General features: G+C 63.1%; 18 protein-coding genes. 12 read left to right on the top strand and 6 right to left on the bottom strand.

Annotated elements, in window-relative coordinates:
- The 4 genes from E7813_RS00280 to E7813_RS00295 all read right to left on the bottom strand — a co-directional run.
- On the bottom strand, window positions 1-326 hold a 326-nt coding region (locus E7813_RS00280; RefSeq protein ID WP_291569704.1), incomplete at its 3' end, for an ATP-binding cassette domain-containing protein.
- Window positions 327-330: 4 nt separating this feature from the next.
- The gene (locus E7813_RS00285; protein WP_291569706.1) at window positions 331-1,323 is read right to left on the bottom strand and encodes a branched-chain amino acid ABC transporter permease; all 993 of its coding nucleotides are present in this window, start codon (window positions 1,321-1,323) and stop codon (window positions 331-333) included.
- Window positions 1,320-2,174, bottom strand: coding sequence for a branched-chain amino acid ABC transporter permease (locus E7813_RS00290; RefSeq protein ID WP_291569708.1), 855 nt, complete (start codon window positions 2,172-2,174; stop codon window positions 1,320-1,322). The genes E7813_RS00285 and E7813_RS00290 overlap by 4 nt, the downstream gene beginning before the upstream one ends.
- 27 nt (window positions 2,175-2,201) lie before the next feature.
- Window positions 2,202-3,455: an ABC transporter substrate-binding protein gene (locus E7813_RS00295; RefSeq protein ID WP_291569710.1), complete on the bottom strand. Its 1,254-nt coding sequence runs from the start codon at window positions 3,453-3,455 to the stop codon at window positions 2,202-2,204.
- 179 nt (window positions 3,456-3,634) lie between these two features.
- On the opposite strand from E7813_RS00295, the gene E7813_RS00300 reads away from it, so the two are divergent.
- Complete coding sequence (locus E7813_RS00300; protein WP_291569713.1) at window positions 3,635-4,375, top strand: GntR family transcriptional regulator; 741 nt, start codon at window positions 3,635-3,637, stop codon at window positions 4,373-4,375.
- Window positions 4,376-4,403: 28 nt separating this feature from the next.
- Here the strand turns inward: E7813_RS00300 and E7813_RS00305 are convergent, their stop codons facing one another.
- A complete protein-coding gene (locus tag E7813_RS00305; RefSeq protein ID WP_291569715.1) occupies window positions 4,404-5,471 on the bottom strand; it encodes a glycosyltransferase family 4 protein in 1,068 nt (355 codons plus the stop codon).
- Between the two features lie 299 nt (window positions 5,472-5,770).
- On the opposite strand from E7813_RS00305, the gene E7813_RS00310 reads away from it, so the two are divergent.
- From E7813_RS00310 to E7813_RS00325, 4 genes are all read left to right on the top strand, one after another.
- Window positions 5,771-7,534, top strand: coding sequence for an ABC transporter ATP-binding protein (locus E7813_RS00310; RefSeq protein WP_291569717.1), 1,764 nt, complete (start codon window positions 5,771-5,773; stop codon window positions 7,532-7,534).
- A 71-nt stretch (window positions 7,535-7,605) separates the two neighbouring features.
- Window positions 7,606-9,804: an amylo-alpha-1,6-glucosidase gene (locus E7813_RS00315; protein ID WP_291569719.1), complete on the top strand. Its 2,199-nt coding sequence runs from the start codon at window positions 7,606-7,608 to the stop codon at window positions 9,802-9,804.
- A 27-nt stretch (window positions 9,805-9,831) separates the two neighbouring features.
- Window positions 9,832-10,305, top strand: coding sequence for a PRC-barrel domain-containing protein (locus tag E7813_RS00320; RefSeq protein WP_291569721.1), 474 nt, complete (start codon window positions 9,832-9,834; stop codon window positions 10,303-10,305).
- 135 nt (window positions 10,306-10,440) lie between these two features.
- Window positions 10,441-11,646: an MFS transporter gene (locus tag E7813_RS00325; RefSeq protein ID WP_291569723.1), complete on the top strand. Its 1,206-nt coding sequence runs from the start codon at window positions 10,441-10,443 to the stop codon at window positions 11,644-11,646.
- A gap of 20 nt (window positions 11,647-11,666) precedes the next feature.
- On the opposite strand, the gene glgA is transcribed toward E7813_RS00325, so the two are convergent.
- Window positions 11,667-13,082 (bottom strand): glycogen synthase GlgA, encoded by a 1,416-nt coding sequence (gene glgA / locus E7813_RS00330; protein WP_291569725.1) that lies wholly within the window; start codon window positions 13,080-13,082, stop codon window positions 11,667-11,669.
- Window positions 13,083-13,279: 197 nt separating this feature from the next.
- Here glgA and E7813_RS00335 point away from each other — a divergent pair, with 197 nt between their 5' ends.
- From E7813_RS00335 to E7813_RS00365, 7 genes are all read left to right on the top strand, one after another.
- Window positions 13,280-14,512, top strand: a complete 1,233-nt coding sequence (locus E7813_RS00335; protein ID WP_291569727.1) for a CoA transferase — start codon at window positions 13,280-13,282, stop codon at window positions 14,510-14,512.
- Between the two features lie 121 nt (window positions 14,513-14,633).
- Window positions 14,634-16,175 carry an ABC transporter substrate-binding protein gene (locus E7813_RS00340; RefSeq protein WP_291569729.1) on the top strand — a complete coding sequence of 514 codons (1,542 nt, stop codon included), beginning with the start codon at window positions 14,634-14,636 and terminating at the stop codon, window positions 16,173-16,175.
- A gap of 6 nt (window positions 16,176-16,181) precedes the next feature.
- Window positions 16,182-17,132 carry an ABC transporter permease gene (locus tag E7813_RS00345; RefSeq protein WP_291569731.1) on the top strand — a complete coding sequence of 317 codons (951 nt, stop codon included), beginning with the start codon at window positions 16,182-16,184 and terminating at the stop codon, window positions 17,130-17,132.
- Entirely contained in the window at window positions 17,119-17,991 is an 873-nt protein-coding gene (locus tag E7813_RS00350; protein ID WP_291569733.1) for an ABC transporter permease, read from the top strand. Before E7813_RS00345 ends, E7813_RS00350 begins: the two co-directional genes overlap by 14 nt.
- A complete protein-coding gene (locus tag E7813_RS00355; protein WP_291569735.1) occupies window positions 17,988-18,983 on the top strand; it encodes an ABC transporter ATP-binding protein in 996 nt (331 codons plus the stop codon). The genes E7813_RS00350 and E7813_RS00355 overlap by 4 nt, the downstream gene beginning before the upstream one ends.
- Window positions 18,980-19,966, top strand: coding sequence for an oligopeptide/dipeptide ABC transporter ATP-binding protein (locus tag E7813_RS00360; protein WP_291569736.1), 987 nt, complete (start codon window positions 18,980-18,982; stop codon window positions 19,964-19,966). The genes E7813_RS00355 and E7813_RS00360 overlap by 4 nt, the downstream gene beginning before the upstream one ends.
- Window positions 19,967-20,029: 63 nt before the next feature.
- Entirely contained in the window at window positions 20,030-21,097 is a 1,068-nt protein-coding gene (locus E7813_RS00365; RefSeq protein WP_291569738.1) for an alcohol dehydrogenase, read from the top strand.
- The last annotated feature ends 62 nt before the right edge of the window (window positions 21,098-21,159 follow it).

A 21,159-nucleotide genomic window follows, 5' to 3' on the forward strand; every position in this document is an offset into this window, starting at 1 on the left:
TTGTCGCGCAGGAACGCCCCGGTCATGACGTTGTCGAGCACGGTCATGGCGCCGAACGGCTTTGCGACCTGAAAAGTGCGAACGAGGCCATGCGCGCAGATGTCATGCGGTTTCAGGCCGGTGATGTCGCGGCCGTAAGCCGAGACTGAACCGGAGTCGGGCCGATGAAATCCGGTGATGAGGTGGAAGCTCGTGGTCTTGCCGGCGCCGTTCGGGCCGATCAGCGCCACGGTTTCGTTTTCCTGCACGGTGAAGCTGACGTCCTGCACCGCGCGCAAGCCGCCGAACCGCTTGCTGAGACCGCTGATAACCAGTGCTTCCGCCATACCCTTACGCTCGCGCCGGTTTGCGGCTGACATAGCGTTGCCAGGCTTCGCGCATCATTCCCATCAACCCCGTCGGCCGCCACAGGATCACCGCCATCAGGATCAGGCTGTACACGGTGAGCTGCACGCCGGCGATCGAATTGCCGAGCCAGCTCTGGAGCAGCGTGGAAGTCGTTTCCAGCAGCACGGTTCCGATCACCGGGCCCCACAGCGTCCCGATTCCGCCGACGATCGACACCAGTGCGGCCTCGATCGAGATGTTGAAGCTGAACGCGGTCGCAGGATCGATGAAGTAGATGTACTGGGTGTAGAACGTGCCGGCCAATGCGGTGAGAAACGAGCTGATCATGTAGATGTCGCGCTTGATTTTGGGGGCGTTGACACCGATCGCTTCGGCGGCGTCTTCGTCTTCGCCGATCGCGACGAGGTAATATCCCATCCAGGATCGTTCGATCAGCCAGGTGATCACCAGCCCGACCGCGAGCAGGCCGAGTGCGACATAATAGTAAGCCGCCTTGGCCTCGAATTGCATCATCAGCGGCGCGTTGCCGAGGTTCGGGATGGTGGTGCCTTCGGCGCCCCACGCGAAATCGCGAAACTTGAGGAAGATCAGCATCAGGGCTTGCGCGGTGGCGATGGTGGCGATGGTGAAATAGGGGCCGCGCAGCCGGAAACACAACCAACCGATCGGAAGGCTTGCCAGCATCGCGACCACGCCGCCGGCGATCATCCCGATCCACGGCGAGATGCCGAAATCGATCTGCAGGATGGTCGAGGTGTAGGCGCCGAGGCCAAAATAAGCGGCGTGACCGAGCGACAACTGCTTGGCGTAGCCGCCCATCAGGTTCCAGGCGACCCCGATAAAGGCGAACAGCAAGATCCGGATGAAAATGCTGATCGCGAACGAACTGGTCACGACCAGCGGCAATGCGATGAGGACCACGGCCCCTGCCGCAATCCAGAGCGCATTTCGTGTTCGTATCAGCCCCATCGTCATCGCGCCTTACCCCCGAGCCCGGTCGGCTTGAAGGCCAGCGTCAGCAGCAGCATGGCGAATACCACGATCAATCCGGAATCCGCGCCGATGTATTGAATGCCTAAGGACTCGGCGATCCCCATCATCAGGCTGGCGACGAGCGCGCCGATCACGTTGCCGAGCGTGCCCAGCACCACCGCGACAAACGCCATCAGCACGAACACCTGCCCGACGAACGGGTAGGCCGAATAGAACGGCATCAGCAGCGAACCGGCGGCGCCCGCCAGCGCCAGCGCGATGCCGAGCGCGACGCAGAACACCCGGTTGGGATTGATGCCCATCAAGGTCGCCACATCGCGGTTCTGGGCCGCGGCGCGCATCGCCTTGCCGAGATCGGTGGTGTGCAGGAAGACCCAGAGCGCGCCGCTCAGGATCATGGCGACGACAAAGGCGATGAGTTTTGCGACCGGGATGTAAAGTCCGCCGAGATGGAAGGCTTCATCCGAATAGGAGGTGTGGACGGTGCGGTAGTTCGCCGAGAACAGCATCAGCGCCAGGTTCAACAGCAGCAGCGACAGCGCGAAGGTCAGGAAGATCTGGGGCATGTCGTTCGGCCCCAGAACCCGGCGGATCAGAAAATGCTGGACCAGCACCCCGATGACGAACAGCACCGGCATCGTGACCACCAGCGACACCAGGGGATCGACGCCGAACTGATTGGCGAGGAAGAAGGAGATGTACATCCCGATCATCACGAATTCGCCTTGCGCGAAATTGACGATCTTGACCACGCCGAAGATCAGCGTGACGCCGATACTGACCAGCGCGTAGATGCCGCCGATGAGCAGGCCGTTGATGACGGCCTGGGCCACTGTCTCCCACATCGCCTAGGACCAGCGTCAGGTCTTCATCAGCGGGGCGCGGGCGTCTTCCTTGGGAAATACGCTGGCGAGATCGCCGTTCTGCCATTGCACGCCGACCGGGCGGCCGTAGATGTTCTTGCCGTCGGGACCGAACTTGACCTTGCCGCCCGGGGCCATCGCGGCGTAGCCGGAGGAGACATCGAGCGTCGACAGGGCTTCGCGCACCTTCTGCGGGTCGGCGGAGGCGGCGCGTTCGAGCGCGTCCGCGATCATGAAAGTCTGGGCGACCAGGCCCCCGGCATATTCGAACAGGAACTCGCCGGTGCGCTTCTTGTATTCGGCATTCACCTTCTCGCAGTCGGGGTTCATGTCGTGGTTCCAGTGCGCCACGCCTTGCAGGCCTTCGGCGAGTTTTCCGACGTTCTTGTAGAAGTCCGGAATGACAAAGCCGCCGGAGCCGCCATTGATCGCGATATTGAGGCCGACCTGTTTGACGGTCCGCACGATCAGGATGAGGTCGTTCAGGTAGGAGACCGAGAACAGCGCGTTGGCGCCGGACGCCTTGACCTTGTTGATCAGCGGGCTCGCATCGGTGAAGCCTGCCGAATACGGCTCGAACATCACGATCTCGACGCCTTCGGCCGGCGCCAGTTCCTTCAGGCCATTGGACGTGGAGGTGCCGAACGCGGTATTCTCGAAGATGACGGCGACCTTCGGCTTGTCGCCGACCAGCTTCGACATCTGCAACTGCGCCTGCGCGAACTGCGAGGCCCGCGCAAACGGCGTAAAGGTGTAGGTGCGGCCCTTGTTGAGCTGATCCGAACTGGATCCGGTGATCAGCGGCACTTTCGCCCGTTCCGCCACTTCGCTGGCGATCAGCGTCAGCGCGCTGGCGAAACAGCCGTGGATCGCCGACAATTTGTTGCCGGTGATCAGCCGGTCGGTCTCGGTGCGCGTCACCGTGGTGTCGCTCTGCACGTCGGAAATGACGAGGTTGAGCTTGGCGCCGCCGAGCGATTTGATGCCGCCGGCGTCATTGACCATCTCGACCGCGAGCTTGGCGGCGGCGACGCAGCCGACGCCGATCTGCGCCATGCTTCCCGTGGTCGGGTAGAGCGCGCCGATATTGACCGGCTCGGCCGCCCAGCCTCGCAACGGCACCGCGCCGAACGCGCCGGCGGCGAGCATGCCCCCGGTCTTTATGAGAAATTCGCGGCGGCCCCGCCGCTTCGACAGTGTTTGAGCAAGACCGGTCTTTTGGCTGACGGAATCCGTGCGATCTTTCGTCATGACATCTCCCCTTGGCGCGATCGCGGTACAGGCTGTCCGCTCGCTTTTTGAGATCGTATCTAGCGCATTTTTTGGGATGGTAGCGCCCTTTAATATTGTTTACAATACGGTTTACGATATTATCTTCAAAAGCTTTGGCGATGCCGGCTCGGCGGCGCGCCTGCCAGATCGGGGAATCCATGGCCGGAAAACCTGCCAAACACGCGATGGTCCGCCCGATCAAACCCGGTCAGACACCGGTATCGCCGGCGCGCGAGCCGGTGGCGATCGTCATCGCCAAGCGCATCGAGGAGGACATCGTATTGGGGCGGCGTCAGCCGCGCGAGCGCCTGGTCGAGCAGGATTTGTGCGACCTGTTCCAGACCCATCGCGGCGACGTGAGACTGGCTCTCTTTGAACTTGAGAAAAAGGGCCTGGTCGAGCGCATTCCAAATCGCGGCGCGCTGGTTCGCGGATTGACGCCGCTGGAGGTGAGAGAAATCTACGCGGTTCGTGAGGAGCTCGAGGTGATGGCGGTCCGCATCATCCCGTTTCCGGTCGACCCAAAATATGTCGAGCGGCTGGAGGAACTGCAGCGGCAGCACACCGCGGCGGTTGCCGCCGGCGACTTGCTGACGGTGTTCTACAGCAACCTCAGTTTTCACCAGGTTTTGTTCGGTCTCTGCGGCAATGCCTGCCTGATCGAGACCATCGAACTGCTGGCGCAGAAGGTCTACGGCATCAGGTCCTATGCCAACGCTTTTCCTGAATCGCTTGACCGGGCCCGCCGCGACCACCTCGATATGATCAAGGCGCTGCGCGGTTCGCGCCGGGACGATCTGGTGGCGCTTACCCGGCGCCACCTCAAACCCTCTCCGGAAGCCTATATAAAGGCTTACGAGCGGCGCTTCGGCAAAGCCGACCTGGCGCCCGCGCAATAGAGCATCGCGTCAGCGTGCAAGTTCGGCCTTACTCGGCGCTGCTCACCAGCTTGATGCGCGGCTCAGCGGCTTCGGTCAGGCTGCGATAGGCGGCGAGATAATCGAGCGCCATGCGCCGCGCGGTAAAGCGCGCCTCGAACTGCTTGCGGATAGCGTCCCTGCTCAATCCCGACAGCCGATCGACCGCGGCGACTGCGCTGGTTTCATCCTCGACGATGAAGCCGGTCCGGCCGTCATCGATGATCTCTGCGACCGAACCACGGTTATAGGCGATAACAGGCGTACCGCACGCCATCGCCTCGATCATGACCAGGCCGAACGGCTCCGGCCAGTCGATCGGGACCAATAGCCCGATCGCGCCGCTGAGAAAGTCGGATTTTTCGCGATCGCCGATCTCGCCGATATATTCGACCAGCGGATGATCGATCAGCGGACGGATGATTTCATCGTAATATTCCTGGTCGGCCCGATCGACCTTGGCGGCGATTTTCAGTGGGATGCCGCATCGGATCGCGATCTTGATCGCCCGATCAACGCCCTTTTCCGGCGCGATCCGGCCGAGCACCGCGAGATATCCCGGAGTCACCGGCTGCGGCGTCAGCAGCTTTTCCGGCAGGCCGTGGTGGATGGTGCGAACCCAGTTGGCCTGCGGCACCGGGCGCCGCTGCGCGTTCGAGATCGAAATCACCGGAATCGATGAAAATGTCGTGAACACCGGCTGGTGCTCGGGCAGGTCCAGTCGGCCATGCAGAGTGGTCAGAAAAGGGGTCGGCTGCCGGCAGAACAGCGAGAACGGATAATAATCCAGATGGAAGTGCAGGAAGTCGAATTCCTCGTCGTCGCATTTCTGCCGGACCCGTTCCAGCATCACCATGTGCAAGGCGTTGGGATCCCGGACGGATCCGTCGAGGCGCAGCGCCTTCGGCCACGTCGCGTCAAGTTTCGCCGAGGTTCGGGAATCGCCGCTGGCGAACAGGGTGACGTCGTTTCCCAGCGCCACCAGTTCCTCTGTCAGCCAGTGTACCACCCGTTCGGTGCCGCCATATAGTTTGGGGGGCACAGCCTCGGTCAGCGGAGCAACCTGCGCGATGCGCATCTCACCGTCTCCTATTTGTGATCATGGATAAACAAGCCCCATTCCGCCCTCGGCACCAGCTGCCTGAAAGGGAACGTTTCCGCATATGCGAAGTTCCCCTGAAGACGCCTACTTCTTCCACGCCATGGTCTTGCTGATGCCATCACGTCCGATCAGGTTCTTGCCCAGATCAATGCTGCAAGATTGTTGCGCCGGGATGGCCGCGCGGGACATTGGAGCTGTCGGTCTTCACGTGAACGTGCGCGGGATCGTGCCGTAACAATACAATTCTCTTGCGTCTCCAACAGGTGTGCCGCCACATGGACAATCTTTCAGGATACGCGCACCGCCCGTTTCCCCTTGTGCTGCGCTATATCCGCCAGCGGCTCGCCTCGCATGTGGTCATCCTGACCGCGGTGGTTGCGGCGGTCGCCTGTTCCGTGGGCACGCAATATGGCGTCAAACACCTGGTCGATGGGTTATCGGCCGGGCCGGCCCGCGCGGGCAGCGTATGGCTGGCATTCGTTTTCCTCATGTCGATGATCGCGGCGGATAATTTCCTGTGGCGGATCGCCAGTTGGACCGCGAGTTTCACCTTCGTGGGAGTAACCGGGGATTTGCGCCGCGACATTTTCCGCCACCTTACCGGTCACGCGCCGAGTTATTTTTCCGACCGGCTGCCGGGAATGCTGACCAGCCGTATCACCGCGACCTCCAATGCGGTTTTCACCGTCGAAAACATGTTCGTCTGGAACGTGTTGCCGCCATGCATTGCGACGATTTCGGCGATCGCCCTGATTGGAACCGTCAGCCTGTCGATGTCGGCGGGCCTGATCGTCGTCGCGGGCCTCATGGTGATCGGAATGTTTCACCTGGCCGCCGCCGGCAAGCCGCTGCACGACGAGTTCGCGGACAAGGCCGCGGCGGTCGATGGCGAGATGGTCGACGTCATCAACAACATGCCGCTGGTGCGGGCGTTTTGCGGCCTCCGCTTCGAGCACGACCGGTTTGACGCCACCGTCAACCGGGAATTGACGGCGCGCGGACGCAGCCTGCGTTATCTCGAAAAATTGCGGCTCAGCCACGCGGCGATTACCGTCGTTCTGACGATCGCGCTGCTGGCGTGGGTTATCGTGCTGTGGCAGCGCGGCGGCGCCACCACGGGTGACGTGGTGCTGGTCTGCACCCTGGGACTTTCCATTCTGAATGCCACGCGCGATCTCGCGGTGGCGCTGGTCGATGTTACCCAGCATGTCGCCCGCCTGACCGAAGCGATTGCTACCCTGCTGCTTCCCCACGAACTGCGCGACCATCCGGAAGCCGAGCCGCTGGTGAAGGCGGGGGCGGCGATCGTCTTCAACAAGGTGTCGTTCCGCTATCCCGGCGGCATGCAGGTGTTCGACAAGTTCAGCCTCCGCCTCAATGCGGGCCAAAGGGTTGGGCTGGTTGGACAGTCCGGCGGCGGCAAATCCACCCTGTTCGTGCTGTTGCAGAGATTTTACGACGTGAACCAGGGCCACATCTCCATTGATGGCCAGAACATCTCCCGGGTTACCCAGGAGAGCCTGCGCGAGGCAATTGCGGTGGTGCCGCAGGACATCTCGCTGTTCCATCGATCGATCATGGAAAATATCCGCTATGGACGGCCAACGGCGACGGACGGTGAGGTGCAGCGCGCCGCGATTGCGGCGCGCTGCGATTTCGTCGAGACCTTGCCGGAAGGCATGGCCACGCAGGTCGGCGACCGCGGCGTCAAGCTGTCCGGCGGCCAGCGCCAGCGTATCGCGATTGCCCGTGCATTCCTGAAAGACGCGCCGATCCTGTTGCTCGATGAGGCGACCGCCGCGCTCGACAGCGAATCCGAGGAAGCGATCCGCGAAGCGCTCAGCCGCCTGATGCGCGGACGAACCGTGATCGCGATCGCGCACCGTCTGGCGACGCTGCGCAACTTCGATCGTGTGATCATGTTGCAGGGCGGCCGGATCATCGAAGATGGTCCGCCGGATCATCTGATGCAGGGCAGCGGCCCGTATCGGGAACTGGTGGCGCGAGAGATGAGCCGCCTTGCAGCACATGCGGCCTGAGCGTCAGGCATTGTTCTTAAGTTGCGTACCGTCGCGCAGAGGGCGCAGCAGTCAACGGCCAAGGTCATCCAATGGCAATCGAAGCTACGACTCTAACGACGATTCGAGAGATCGAAGTCGTCTCGGAATCGCCATTCTATATTCCGATGACCGGGCCGGCGGCGAGGCCGCGGCGCTCGCTTAAGCACGACGATACGTTCATCGTACTCGACAGCCATGGCGACATCGGCGCATCCGCCGGCGGACCCGATGGATTGTTCAATGCCGATACCCGTTATCTGGCCCGGCTTGAACTCGTTCTGGACGAGGTGCAGCCGCTGCTGCTCGGGTCGAACCTGCGCGATGACAATTCGGCGTTGACGGTCGATCTCACCAATCCGGATATCTATCGTCATGGCCGGATTGTTCTGAAGAAGGACATGCTGCACGTCGTGCGTACGGTGTTTCTATGGCGCGGGACCGCCTATCAGCGGATCGGTCTGCAGAACCATGGCGACCGGCCCGCGAGTTTCGACCTGACGCTGCAGTTCGACAACGACTTCGCCGACCTGTTCGAGGTGCGTGGCGAACGTCGCCCGCGCCGCGGCATTGGCTTGAGCAAACTGCTGGGTCCCGCCGACGTCGTGCTGGAATACAACGGACTCGACGGCAAATCGCGCAGCACGGCGCTGCACTTCGATCCGCGGCCGACCCGGCTTGCGGTGAACGCGGCGTCCTATCATTTCGACCTGGCGCCGCAGCAGATAAGTTCGCTGTTCGTCGCGGTCTCCTGCAACAAGCCGATCCCCTACAAACCGGCGCCGTTCTTTCGCGGCTTGCTAGCGCACCGCCGCGAGATGCGCCAGTCGACCACCAGCGCCGCCAGCGTCGAGACCTCCAACAACATCTTCAACGAGGTGCTGTGCCAGTCGATGGCCGATCTCAACATGCTGATGACCGAGACGCCGCAGGGGCGATATCCCTATGCGGGAATTCCCTGGTACTCGACGACATTCGGCCGCGACGGCCTGATCACCGCGCTGCAAATGCTATGGATCGATCCACGCGTCGCCCGCGGTGTGCTGAAGCGGCTGGCTTTCTACCAAGCCAGGTCGACCGATCCGCTCGCGGATGCCGAGCCCGGAAAAATACTGCATGAGATGCGCGGCGGCGAGATGGCGGCACTTCGCGAGGTGCCGTTCGCGCAATATTACGGCAGCGTCGATGCGACGCCGCTGTTTGTGCTGCTGGCGGGGCTCTACGTCGAACGCGCCGGCGATGAGGAAACGCTGGGGGAGCTATGGCCCTCGATCGAAGCGGCGCTGAACTGGATCGACGGCGCCGGCGATCCCGACCGGGATGGGTTCATCGAATATCAGCGCGCATCCGAACAGGGGCTCGCCAACCAGGGCTGGAAGGATTCCTACGACGCCATCTTTCATGCCGACGGCCGTCTCGCCGAAGGCTACATCGCGCTCGCTGAAGTCCAGGGCTATGTGTATGCCGGCAAACGGCAGGCGGCACGGTGCGCGGCGCGGCTCGGCAAGCACGACAAAGCGCGTAACCTCGAGGCGGAAGCCAAGCTGCTCGCGGAACGTTTTGAGCAAGCCTTCTGGTGTGACGAACTCGGAACCTACGCGCTGGCGCTCGATGGCGACAAGCAGCCCTGCAGGGTCCGCTCGTCGAATGCCGGGCAACTGCTGTTCAGCGGCATCGTGCGCCAAGACCGTGCCCGCATGGTTGCCGCCGACCTGATGCGGCCGGATTTCTTCACCGGCTGGGGCATTCGCACCGTCGCGCGCGGCGAGGCGCGCTACAATCCGATGTCCTATCACAATGGATCGATCTGGCCGCACGACAACGCGCTGATCGCGCTCGGCCTGGCGCGCTATGGCCTCAAGCATTCTGTCGTACACGTATTCGAGGCGCTGTTCGATGCCGCCGCCTACATGGATTTGCGGCGGCTTCCCGAACTTTTCTGCGGCTTTCGGCGCGAGAAACAACGCGGACCGACGCTTTATCCCGTCGCCTGCGCGCCGCAGGCGTGGGCGAGCGCGACGCCGTTTACGCTGCTGGAAGCTGCCCTCGGGCTCGAATTCGATACGCCGCGCGGCGAAATCCGGCTGCGCAACCCGCGCCTGCCGGCCTTCCTCAATGAAGTGGTGCTGCGCGACCTGAACCTCGGCGCTTCAAGCGTCGATCTTCGGGTTCGCCGCCACGGCGAGGAGGTGTCGCTGGAGGTCTTGCGGACGCGCGGCCAAATCCAGGTGTCGATCGTAATGGCGCACTAGAACCGGTACCCGATCGGAGGAGGCCACATGCGCGCAAAGCATCTGACCGTTTTTGCTGCAATCGGTTTTGCGACGTTGGCGGCTGTCGCATCCTGGGCGCAGACGTCTGCGCCGCAGGACACCAATCCGCCGGTCGCGGCACCGGCGCCGCCGCCATCGGTCACTATCATCGGCGCCAAGGAAGCGCATGGGGTGCTCGGTCGCGATGTCCGCAGCCCGGCTGACGAGGACATGGGGCGTATCGTCGACGTGATCGTCGATCGCGGCGGGACGGTGCGCGCGGCTGTTATCGACTTCGGCGGATTTCTCGGCGTCGGCAGCCGTAAGATCGTTGTCGACTGGAGTGCGTTGCATTTCGGGCACGTCACCGACAAGGGCGACAGCATCACGCTTGAATTGACCAAGGAGCAGGTGATGGCTGCCCCCGAATACAAGGAAGATGCGCCCATTGTCGTGCTTGGGGCATCGGGCACCTTGCACCCGCTACAATTCGATCCCTGAACCAGCCGGAGCACGATCCTGTTCGCAAGTTCATTCCGACACTCGAAGGGCCGGACTGACGATGACCGCCATGCGCGGCCGATCGGGAGCGATAGCGTTTCGTCCGGAAAGCCTGAACCGGTGGCGCGCCCGCCGATGCCAGCGCCTTCGCGCCAGAGCTTGCGCGGCCTCGACTGGTTCATTTTCTTTCTGGCGGACGTGCAGACCGGGTTCGGGCCATTCATTGCGGTCTATCTGACGACACAAAAATGGACCCAGGTCGAAATCGGCTTTGTGCTGTCGATCGGCGGACTGGTCGCCCTGATCGGGCAGATTCCGGGCGGAGCTATCGTCGATGCCGCCCGCTCCGAACGGCTGGTGGCGGGTCTTGCGGTTGCTGCGATCGGCGCCAGTGCACTGGGATATGCGGCATGGCCGCTGTTTCCGGTAGTCGTGGTTGCGGCGACCCTGCATGCCGCCGCGAGCTGCGTGCTCGGTCCGGCAATTGCCGCGATCAGTCTTGGATTGGTCGGACCGTTCGCGATCGGTGAACGGCTCGGACGCAATGCGCGTTATGCGTCGATCGGCAACGGCGTTGCAGCCGCGGTGATGGGTACCTGCGGCTATTTTCTGTCGAGCCGCTCGGTATTTTTTGTCACGTTCGTGCTCGCCGTTCCGACCTTGCTGGCGCTGTCGCGAATCCGCGAGCACGAAATCGATGCCGCGCGCGCTCACGGCGCGGTGATGCGCGAAGTGCCGGATGCCAACGCGACCAGCGTTCTGCGCCTGATGCGCAATCGCTCGCTGTTGATCTTCGCCGGAAGCGTGCTGCTGCTTCAACTCGCCAATGCGGCGATGCTACCGTTGATGGCGGGCGTGGTCACGACCCGCTCCAGCCGATGGGCGCCGGTGCTGATCGCGGCCTGTATCATCGTGCCGCAAGCCATCGTGGCGCTGACCTCGCCGTCGGTCGGACGCACGGCGCAGCGATGGGGACGGCGGCCATTGTTGTTGCTGGGCTTTGCCGCGCTGGCGATCCGCGGCCTGTTGTTTGCGACCGTGCACGATCCGTATCTTCTGGTCGCGGCGCAGATATTCGATGGCATCACCGCGGCGGTGTTCAGCGTCATGATACCGCTGATCGTCGCCGATGTGGCGTTTGGCAGCGGCCACTTCAATCTGGCGCAAGGCATCGTCGGGACCGCGACCGGTATCGGTGCATCACTGAGCACCGTGCTCGCCGGTTACGTCAGCGATGTCTTCGGCAGCAGCATCGCGTTTACCGGTCTTGCGGGCGTCGCCGCGACAGGTCTCGCCTTGGTCTGGTTTGTGATGCCGGAAACGCGACGGAGCGCGGACTGAGCAGAGGGGCGGCCGCGCTGTTACGGGGATACAGCTTTCCGGTACAAGGCGCCGTAGCAGGCGGCGGAAGCGTTCCAGCTAAACGATCTTGCCATCGCGCTGCGGCGCATGGAATCGAGGCGATCTTTCGCCCTGAAGGTGGTGAACGCGCGCCGGATGCCGCCGAGAAAGGATTCGGTTGACGCTTGAGTGAACAGGAAGCCGGTTTCGCCGTCGACGATGGTTTCCGCCAACCCGCCGGTCTGGTGGCCGATCGGCAGCGATCCGAACTTCTGCGCATACATCTGGCTCAGTCCGCACGGCTCGAAGCGCGACGGCATCAGCGTGAAATCGCTGCCGGCAAAAATCCGCCGCGCCTGTCCGTCATTGAAGCCGATGGTGACCCCGATCGCATCCGGCCGGCGGCGGTGTGCGTCGACCAGCGTCTGTTCGATATCGGGTTCGCCGCTGCCGGTCACGATAATCTGTCCTCCGGCTTCGATGATCTCGTCCGCGGCGGACAGCACCAGGTCGATGCCCTTCTGATGGACCAGTCGGGCAACCAGGCCGAAAATCGGGCCGCGGGAAACCGCCAGGCCGAACTGATGACGGACGTAATCCGAATTGGCGCGCTTGCCCTCCCAGTCTCCCGCGGCGAACGGCTGGGCCAATTGGGCGCAGACGCGAGGATCCCAGCTTTCGTCAATGCCGTTCAATATCCCGGTGAGTTGCTCGGCGTCGGAGCGGCGGCGCAGCAGAACCTCAAGCCCGCAACCCAGTTCCGGTGTCGTGATCTCCCGGGCATAGGTTTCGCTGACAGTGGTCAGGTGAGATGCGTAGACGATGCCGCCTTTGAGGAAGGATAATTTGTCGTAGAACTCAAGGCCATCGATATGGAAGGAATCCTCAGGCGCGCCGATCCGCCGCAGCGACTCCCTCGGAAACAGGCCCTGGTAGGCCAAATTGTGGATGGTCAGGATGCTCGGGATCTTGACGCGATTCCAGGCGAGATAGGCCGGGACCAGCGCGGCCTGCCAGTCGTTGACGTGAACCAGATCCGCTGCCCAGTTCTTGTCCAGAGCGCCGGCGGCCAGTTGGGCCGCCGCGGACGCCAGACGTGCGAAGCGCACGTCATTGTCCGGCCAGTCCCGGCCCGAGGCGTCGCCGTAGGGGTTGCCGGGCCGGTCATAAAGCTGGGGGCAAAGCAATACGTAGACGGGCAGCCCGTCTTTGGTTGATGCCAGCCCCAGCGAGCAGGCCGGCATTTCCGCCAGTGCCGGGCATTGCCCGACGATGTGGATATGGGTGAATTGCTCGACCACGTCCCGGTAGCCGGGAAGGATGATCCTGACATCGCTCTGGAGCCGTAATGCCCGGGGAAGGGCGGCTGAAACGGCGGCGAGCCCGCCCACCCGGACGAAGTCATCCATTTCCGTCGTAACGAACAAAACCCTCAAGAAACGCCCTCGTACCAGCCACAACCACAACTATGCAAGAATAGTTCCAGTTCCGCTGCAGTGCGGAAAAGTTGAAGCCGGATAGCGGCGCCGATGGCCTCGGCACCGCCCTGCCGATAATCGCTTCCCACGGATAGCAGCGACACTTAGGGTCGTCTTCGTGCCGTCAAGGGATACAGCAGTTCAGGGAGACTGGAATGACAGAACGGCGAAATGCCGGTGACGTCTCGACCAAGAGCCTCGGGGATCTTCGCGTGCTCGATTTCTCGACCACGATCGCCGGTCCGCATTGTAGCCGGATGCTGGCCGACATGGGGGCCGAGGTCATCAAGGTCGAGTCCGCGGAGGGGGAGACGATGCGACACCGTCCGCCACTCCGCAACGGCTCCAGCACCGTTTTCGGTCAGCTCAATGCCGGCAAGAAGAGCCTCGTTCTCGACCTGAAATCGCCGGTTGCGATCGACGCTATCCACCGGCTCGTCGCCACCGCGGATATCCTGGTGGAGAATTTTCGCCCGGGAGTGATGCGACGCCTGAAGCTGGATTACGACTCGCTGCAAGCGCTCAACCCGCGGCTGATCTATTGCTCGATCTCCGGATACGGCCAGACCGGCCCGTCGGCGGAACTGCCGGCTTACGCGCCCGTCATCCATGCGGCCTCGGGTTACGACATGGCTCACCTGTCGTACCAGCCTGGTCGAACCCGCCCCGATTATTGCGGAATTTATCACGCCGATGTCCTCACCGGCGTCTATGCTTTCGGCGCGATTTCGGCGGCCCTGCATCAGCGTCACAGCACGCAAAAAGGCCAGCACATCGATGTCTCGATGCTTGAATCGATGCTCAGCCTCACCCTGAATGAGGTGCAGTGGTCGCAATTCGAGGTGACATTTCCAAGTCGGCCGATGTTCGGCCCGCTCGAGACCGCGGATGGATATGTGATGGTCGCGATCGCCAGCGAGAAGACCTTCCAGGGTCTGGTCAGGGCGGCCGGTCATCCGGAATGGACCCGCGATCCGCGTTTTGCGAAATACGTCGATCGGCGCCTCAACTGGAACGATCTGATGGACGGTGTCGAGGCATGGTCGCGCAGGTTGACGACCGAGCAGTGCCTCGCGGACCTCAGCAACAACGGGGTTCCGAGTTCAGCGTATCGCAGCGTTGCCCAGGCTTTGTCCGATCCCCAGATCGCGCATCGGGGCGCACTCGCTGAAGTGGAAGACGGCGGCGGCACGTTCAAGGTGATGAATTTGCCGTTTCGGATGTCGGGGGCAAATGTGTCGGCGGGAAAGCGCGCCGCAACCCTGGGTGAACACACCGTGGCGATCCTGAGGGAAGCCGGGCTTTCCGAACACGAAATAGCTGCTTTCACCGGCAAGGCTGCGGTGGTGAAGCATGCGCAAGGCGACAGCGCTTCGACGATGGTATAAGGGCTGCGGCTTTTCATCCGGCAACCGTCTCCGGCCTTGCCGGAGCCGGCAATTCCAGCCAATCTAACCGACAATCTTCAACGATCCGGAATACCGGACGGACCTTCCAGGAGGAGATCACATGACGGTGGCAATCCGAGCGCGCAAGCCTGCGCAAATTTTCTTCGCTACGGTATTTGGGGTCGCGCTGTTTGCGGCGCCGGCCAATGCCCAGAAGCAGGGAGGCAGCATCACTGTCGGCCTTGAACTCGATATTCCCGGTTTCGATCCGCTCAAGGTCGGCGTGTTCGATACGTCGGCTGAAACGGCCGCCGCGGCGATCTTCGATACGCTGACCACTCTCGACGACAAAGGCGAGCCGCAGCCGAAGCTGGCGTTGTCCTGGACCCATTCGGACGATTTCAAGACCTGGACCTTCAAGCTGCGGCCCGGCGTCAAATTTCAGGATGGCACGCCTTTCAACGCCGCAGCGGTCAAGGCCAATTTCGACCGGCAGAAGGATCCGGCCAACAAATGCCGATGCGCCTTCTACATCTCCTTTATCAACGACGTGCAGGCGCCTGACGAATTGACGCTGGTCTACAATCTGAAAGATCCGTCGGTGAACCTGCCGGCGATCTTGACCCTTCAGAGTTCGAACAACGTCGTCCAGTCACCGACCGCGTGGCAGACCAAGGGCGATGACTACAACCGCAATCCCGTCGGCACCGGGCCGTACATATTGAAGTCGTGGACCGCGGGCGATCGAATGGTTCTGGAACGAAATCCGGACTACTGGAACAAGGGGCATCCGCATCTCGACCGGATCGTGCTGAAGCCGCTGCCGGATGCGCAGTCGCGCTTCGCCAGCCTGCAATCCGGCGAAGCCGATATCGTCTGGGATGACGAGGCCGATGCGGACAGCATCCAGAAAGCGCAAACCGATCCGAAGCTGACGGTCCATTCCTATGCCGGGTCGGGCGCCTCGGTCTATGCCTTCAACACCAAGGTCGCGCCGTTCGACGACGTGCGCGTGCGCCAGGCGGTGGTGATGGCGATCGATCGCAAGAAGATGTCGCAGGCGCTGACCAATGGCATGAGCAGGCCGGCCACCAATCCGTACGGCGACGGTTCCTGGGTCAAATGCACCGACGACGGCGCGCTGCCCAATGATATCGAAAAGGCCAAGGCCCTGATCAAGGACTACGGCAAGCCGGTCGACTTCAAGATGATCGTCACCGCGACGCCGCGCGGACGTACCGTCGGCCAGATCCTGCAGCAGTTCTGGAAAAACATCGGCGCCAACATGGAGATCGAGCAGATCGACCAGGCCTCGGTCGTGCCGCGCGCCTTCATGCGTCAGTTCCAGTTAACGCCATGGCGGATCGTCGACCTTGCCGATCCCGACCCGCAAATGTATGCGAATTTCCACACCGGCAGCCCGGTCGCGCTCGCCAATTATTCCAATCCCGAACTCGACGCGCTGCTCGAGCATGCGCGAACCACGGCCGACACCGGCAAGCGCATCGAGGACTATTGTGCCGTCAGCCGGCTCATCAACAAAGAGGCGATCTGGTTCTGGACTTTCCAGAACACCTACTACGCGCTTTCCAGCGCCAGACTGAAGGGATTGCCGAAGATCTATGGCGGGGTGATCGACGTATCCGACGTCTGGCTGGAATGACCGCGCATGTTCGGATTTGTCGCGCGAAGGCTCCTCTATCTGGTGCCGGTTCTGGTTGCCGTATCGCTGCTGACATTTCTGATCGCCTCGTTGCTGCCGGGCGATCTGGCGTACGTCATCCTGGGCGATCAGGCGACGCCGGACAAGGTGGCGGCACTGCGCCATGACATGGGGCTGGATCAGCCGATCTGGTGGCGTTACCTCAGCTGGCTCGGCCACGTGCTGGAGGGCGATTTCGGAAGATCCTTCCGCACCGGCCAGACCGTGCTGCAGGCGGTGTCGGAACGGCTGCCGGTATCGCTGGAGCTGATGTTCCTCGCCGAGCTCGGCGCGCTGGCGATCGGCATTCCGCTGGCCATCGCCTGCGCGGTGCGCAGCGGCAGCGCGTTCGACCGCTTCATGACCGGCAGCGCGTTCAGCATGCTGTCGATGCCGGCATTTCTCTCCGCTATCTTGCTGATCTACCTGTTCGCGGTGGAGCTTCGCTGGTTGCCGGCGACCGGCTACGTGCCGTTCGAAGAGGATCCGATCGGGAATCTGCGCTGCTTCGTGCTGCCAGCCCTGACACTGGCGCTGGGCGAATGGCCGGTACTGATGCGCGTGTTGCGTTCCGACATGATCGCGACCCTGCAGGAGGATTACATTGCGATGGCGCGGGCCAAGGGGCTGAAGCCGTCGCGCATCCTGCTGGTGCACGCCTTGAAGCCTTCGTCGCTGACCCTTGTCACTGTCACCGGTATCAACATCGGCCGGCTGATCGGAGGCACCGTGATCGTCGAGTCGGTGTTCGCGCTGCCGGGAATCGGCCGGTTGCTGCTCGGCGCCATCTATACCCGCGACCTCGTCATCCTGCAGGGCGTGGTGCTGTTCGTGGCCTGCGGCTACGTGCTGATGAACTTCATCGTCGATATGCTCTACGCCGTCCTCGATCCAAGGATCCGTCATGGCCACGCTTGAGCTCACCATCGACGACGATGTCGCCGTCATTACGGTCAGGCGGACGCGACGGCTGGGATCGCTGTTCTGGGCGGCGATCGGCTGGCTGATCTTCGTTGTTGCCGCCGCCGCCCTTGCCGGCCTGCTGCCGCTGCCGAGCCCGACCGACATGGACATGCTCGATCGGCGGGCGCCGATATCGGCCTTGCACTGGCTCGGCACCGATGGTCTCGGGCGCGATGAGCTGGCCCGGCTGGTGTATGGCGCGCGGATTTCACTGACGGTCGGTCTTTGTGCGCCGGTGATCGGGATCACCATCGGCGGCGCGCTGGGCATGCTGGCAGGTTATTTTCGCGGCCGCTTCGAGACAACAGTGGTCGGCAGCATGGACGTGCTGCTCGCCTTTCCGCCGCTGATACTGGCGCTCGCGGTAACCGCCTATCTCGGTCAATCCCTTCTGAATCTCACTTGTATTCTTGGCGTACTCGGCATTCCCGCTTTCATGCGCGTCGCCCGCGCGACGACGCTCAGCCTGGCGCGACGCGAATTCGTGATTGCGGCCCAGGCTTTGGGTGCGACGCATATGCGCATCCTGCTGCGTGAACTGCTGCCCAACGTCATGCTGCCGCTGCTCGCCTTTTTCCTGCTCGGCGTCGCCGTCACCATCGTGGTCGAGGGCTCGTTGTCCTTCCTTGGTCTCGGCGTGCCGCCGCCGATCTCAAGCTGGGGCAGCATGATCGGGGAGGGGCGCGAGAGCCTGGAAATTGCACCAAGGCTCGCCTTCATTCCGGCGATCGCGATGTTTCTGACGGTGCTGTCGCTCAATCTGGTCGGCGATACCTTGCGGGCTCTCACCGATCCGCGACAGGGCGCGCTGTGACCGAGCCTGCGCTGCTTTCCGTCGAAGGCGTGGCGGTCGACCTGCCGACACCGCGGGGCAATCTTCGCGCGGTGGATCGTGTCGACCTCCAGGTCGGTGCCGGCCGGACGCTCGGCGTTGTCGGCGAATCCGGTTGCGGCAAGACCATGCTGTCGCGCGCCATCCTGCAACTGTTGCCGAAGAAAGCCAAACTTTCCGGCCGCGTGATGTTCGACGGCCGGGATCTCGCCAGCCTCGATCCTGAAAGTTTGCGCAAGCTTCGCGGCCGGTCGCTCGCGGTGGTATTCCAGGACCCGATGACCTCGCTCAATCCGGTGCTGACCATCGGCACCCAGTTGATCGAAACGCTGCAGGAGCATCTTGAACTCGATAGCCATGCTGCAAGGCAACGCAGCACGGAATTGCTCGCCGCGGTCGGCATTCCCGCGCCGGAGCAGCGATTGACGCAGTACCCGCATCAGCTTTCGGGCGGCATGCGGCAGCGGGTTGCGATCGCGATTGCGCTGTCGTGCGAGCCGAAACTGCTGATCGCCGACGAGCCGACCACGGCGCTGGACGTGACGATCCAGGCCCAAATCCTCGATCTTCTGGCGCGCGAGCAGCGCCGCCGGCACATGGCGATGATCCTGATCACGCACGACCTCGGCGTGGTTGCCGGCCGCACCGACGAAGTGGCTGTCATGTATGCCGGCCGCGTCGTCGAACGCGCGCCGACGCCGGCTTTGTTCAAGAAGATGCGGATGCCCTACACCGAGGCGTTGCTGGCGGCGATCCCGAAGCTCGACGCCGCGCCGCATACGCCGTTGCCGGCGATCTCCGGGCGCCCGCCGGACCCGACCCGGTCGCTCAAGGGTTGCTCGTTCTCGCCGCGCTGCCGCTATGCCGCCGGATCCTGTTATCAGGAGAAACCTGCACTGGCCGGTTCAGATGCGCCGGACCACCAATATGCCTGCTTTCACCCGATCGGCGCCGCGGCCGGTATCCACGCATGATGGAGAACACCCAAACGCATTGGTGCGATCCTCTGCTGAAGGTGGAGAACCTCGTCGTCGAATATGCGGTGGGCCGCAACACCGTTCACGCGGTGTCGGACGTCAGCCTGCAGGTTGCGCGCGGCGAGACCCTCGGCCTGGTCGGCGAATCCGGTTGCGGCAAGTCCACGCTCGGCCGCGCGGTGCTGCAGTTGCGCAGGGCGGTTTCGGGCCGTGTGCTGTTCGACGGCCAGGACCTCACGGCGATGCAGGGCGATACCTTGCGGCAAATGCGCCGCCGCGTGCAGCTCATCTTCCAGGATCCGATCGCGTCGCTGAATCCGCGGCGCCGCATCGGCGACATCGTCGCCGAACCGCTGGTGATATCCGGCGTCAAGGATCCGGAGCAGCGAACGCGGCTTGTTCGTGACGTGCTCGGCGCGGTCGGCCTCGACCCCGATCTGGTGATGGGGCGCCTGCCGCACGAGTTTTCCGGCGGGCAATGCCAGCGCATCTGCATTGCGCGCGCGCTGGTTCTCAATCCGGATTTCATCATCTGCGACGAACCGGTGTCGGCGCTCGACGTTTCGATTCGAGCCCAAATCCTCAATCTGCTGGAAGAGATGAAGGCGCGCTACGGCCTGACGCTGCTGTTCATCGCCCACGATCTTGCGGTCGTAAAGGCGGTCAGCGACCGGGTGGCGGTGATGTATCTCGGCAGGCTGTGCGAAGTAGGCCCATCCGAGCAGGTGTTTGCCACGCCAGCCCATCCCTATACCGCACTGTTGATCGAGGCGATCCCGGTGCCCGATCCGGACGTGCGTCCCGCCGAGAGCGTGGCGGTTGGAGAGCCGCCGTCGCCGATCGCGCCGCCCTCGGGCTGCCGGTTTCGCACCCGCTGTCCCCGGGCCGATGCACGCTGCAAGGAAGAAGTGCCGGAACTTCGCGCGGTGGCGCCGGAGCAGTTCGTCGCTTGCCATCATCCATTGATCGCACCGGGCTAAACGTCTAGCAACGGCATCGCAAGGCGTGGCAATGTCCGCACAAGAATTGACGGGAGTAAACCGATGAAGAGTTTCCAGGTCACCGATTTCAACGCTCCCTTGAAGGAAGTGGATCTTCCGACCCCGCAGCCGTCGGGAACGCAGGTGCTGCTCAAGGTGAAGGCCGCCGGTGTCTGCCATAGCGACCTGCACATCTGGGAAGGCGGCTACGATCTCGGTCATGGGCGGAAGCCGCTGTCGCTCAGGGATCGCGGCGTGTCGCTGCCGCGCACGATGGGGCATGAGACGGTCGGCGAAGTGCTGGCGTTCGGACCGGACGCCAAGGCCGCCGCCGGCGATCTCAAGCTCGGCGATGTCGCGCTGGTCTATCCCTGGCTTGGCTGCGGCAAGTGCGAAACCTGCCTTGGCGGCGACGAGAATATGTGCGTCGTCAAGCCGAATGCGATCGGCGTCTATTGCGACGGCGGCTATGCCGACCACATCACGGTGCCGCATCCGAAGTACCTGTTGAATTTGAAGGGCCTCGATCCCGTGACCGCGGCGCCCTATGCCTGCTCCGGCGTCACCACCTACAGCGCGCTGAAGAAGGTCGAGGCCTCGTTCAACACGCCGATCGTGATTTTCGGCGCCGGCGGGCTCGGGCTGATGGCGCTGTCGCTGCTGAAGGCGATGGGCGGCAAGGGCGCGATCGTCGTCGATATCGACGCGCGCAAGCGGGAAGCGGCCGAGCAGGCCGGCGCGCTGGCGACCGTCGACGGCAAGGCACCCGATGCGCTGGAACAACTCGCCGCGAAGGCGGGCGGGCCGATCCGCGCGGTGATCGATCTCGTCGGCAATGCTGCGACCACGCAGCTCGGCTTCGACTGCCTGACCAAGGGCGGCAAGCTCGTGATCGTCGGCCTGTTCGGCGGCGGCGCGCCGTGGGCGCTGCCGCTGATTCCGATCAAGGCCATCACGATCCAGGGCAGCTATGTCGGCAATCTCCGCGAGACGCAGGAGTTGCTCGATCTGGTTCGTGCCAAGAAGATCGCACCGATTCCGGTGACGCCGATGCCGCTCGCCAAGGCCAACGAGGCGCTGATCGACCTGCAGAAGGGCAGGCTGGTCGGGCGCGCGGTGCTGACGCCGTAGTACCTTGTTCATTCGTCATGGCCGGGCTTGACCCGGCCATCCACGTCTTGCTTTGGCCGAAC

It is taken from the genome of Bradyrhizobium sp. (assembly GCF_004799405.1).
Taxonomy (GTDB): Bacteria; Pseudomonadota; Alphaproteobacteria; order Rhizobiales; family Xanthobacteraceae; genus Bradyrhizobium.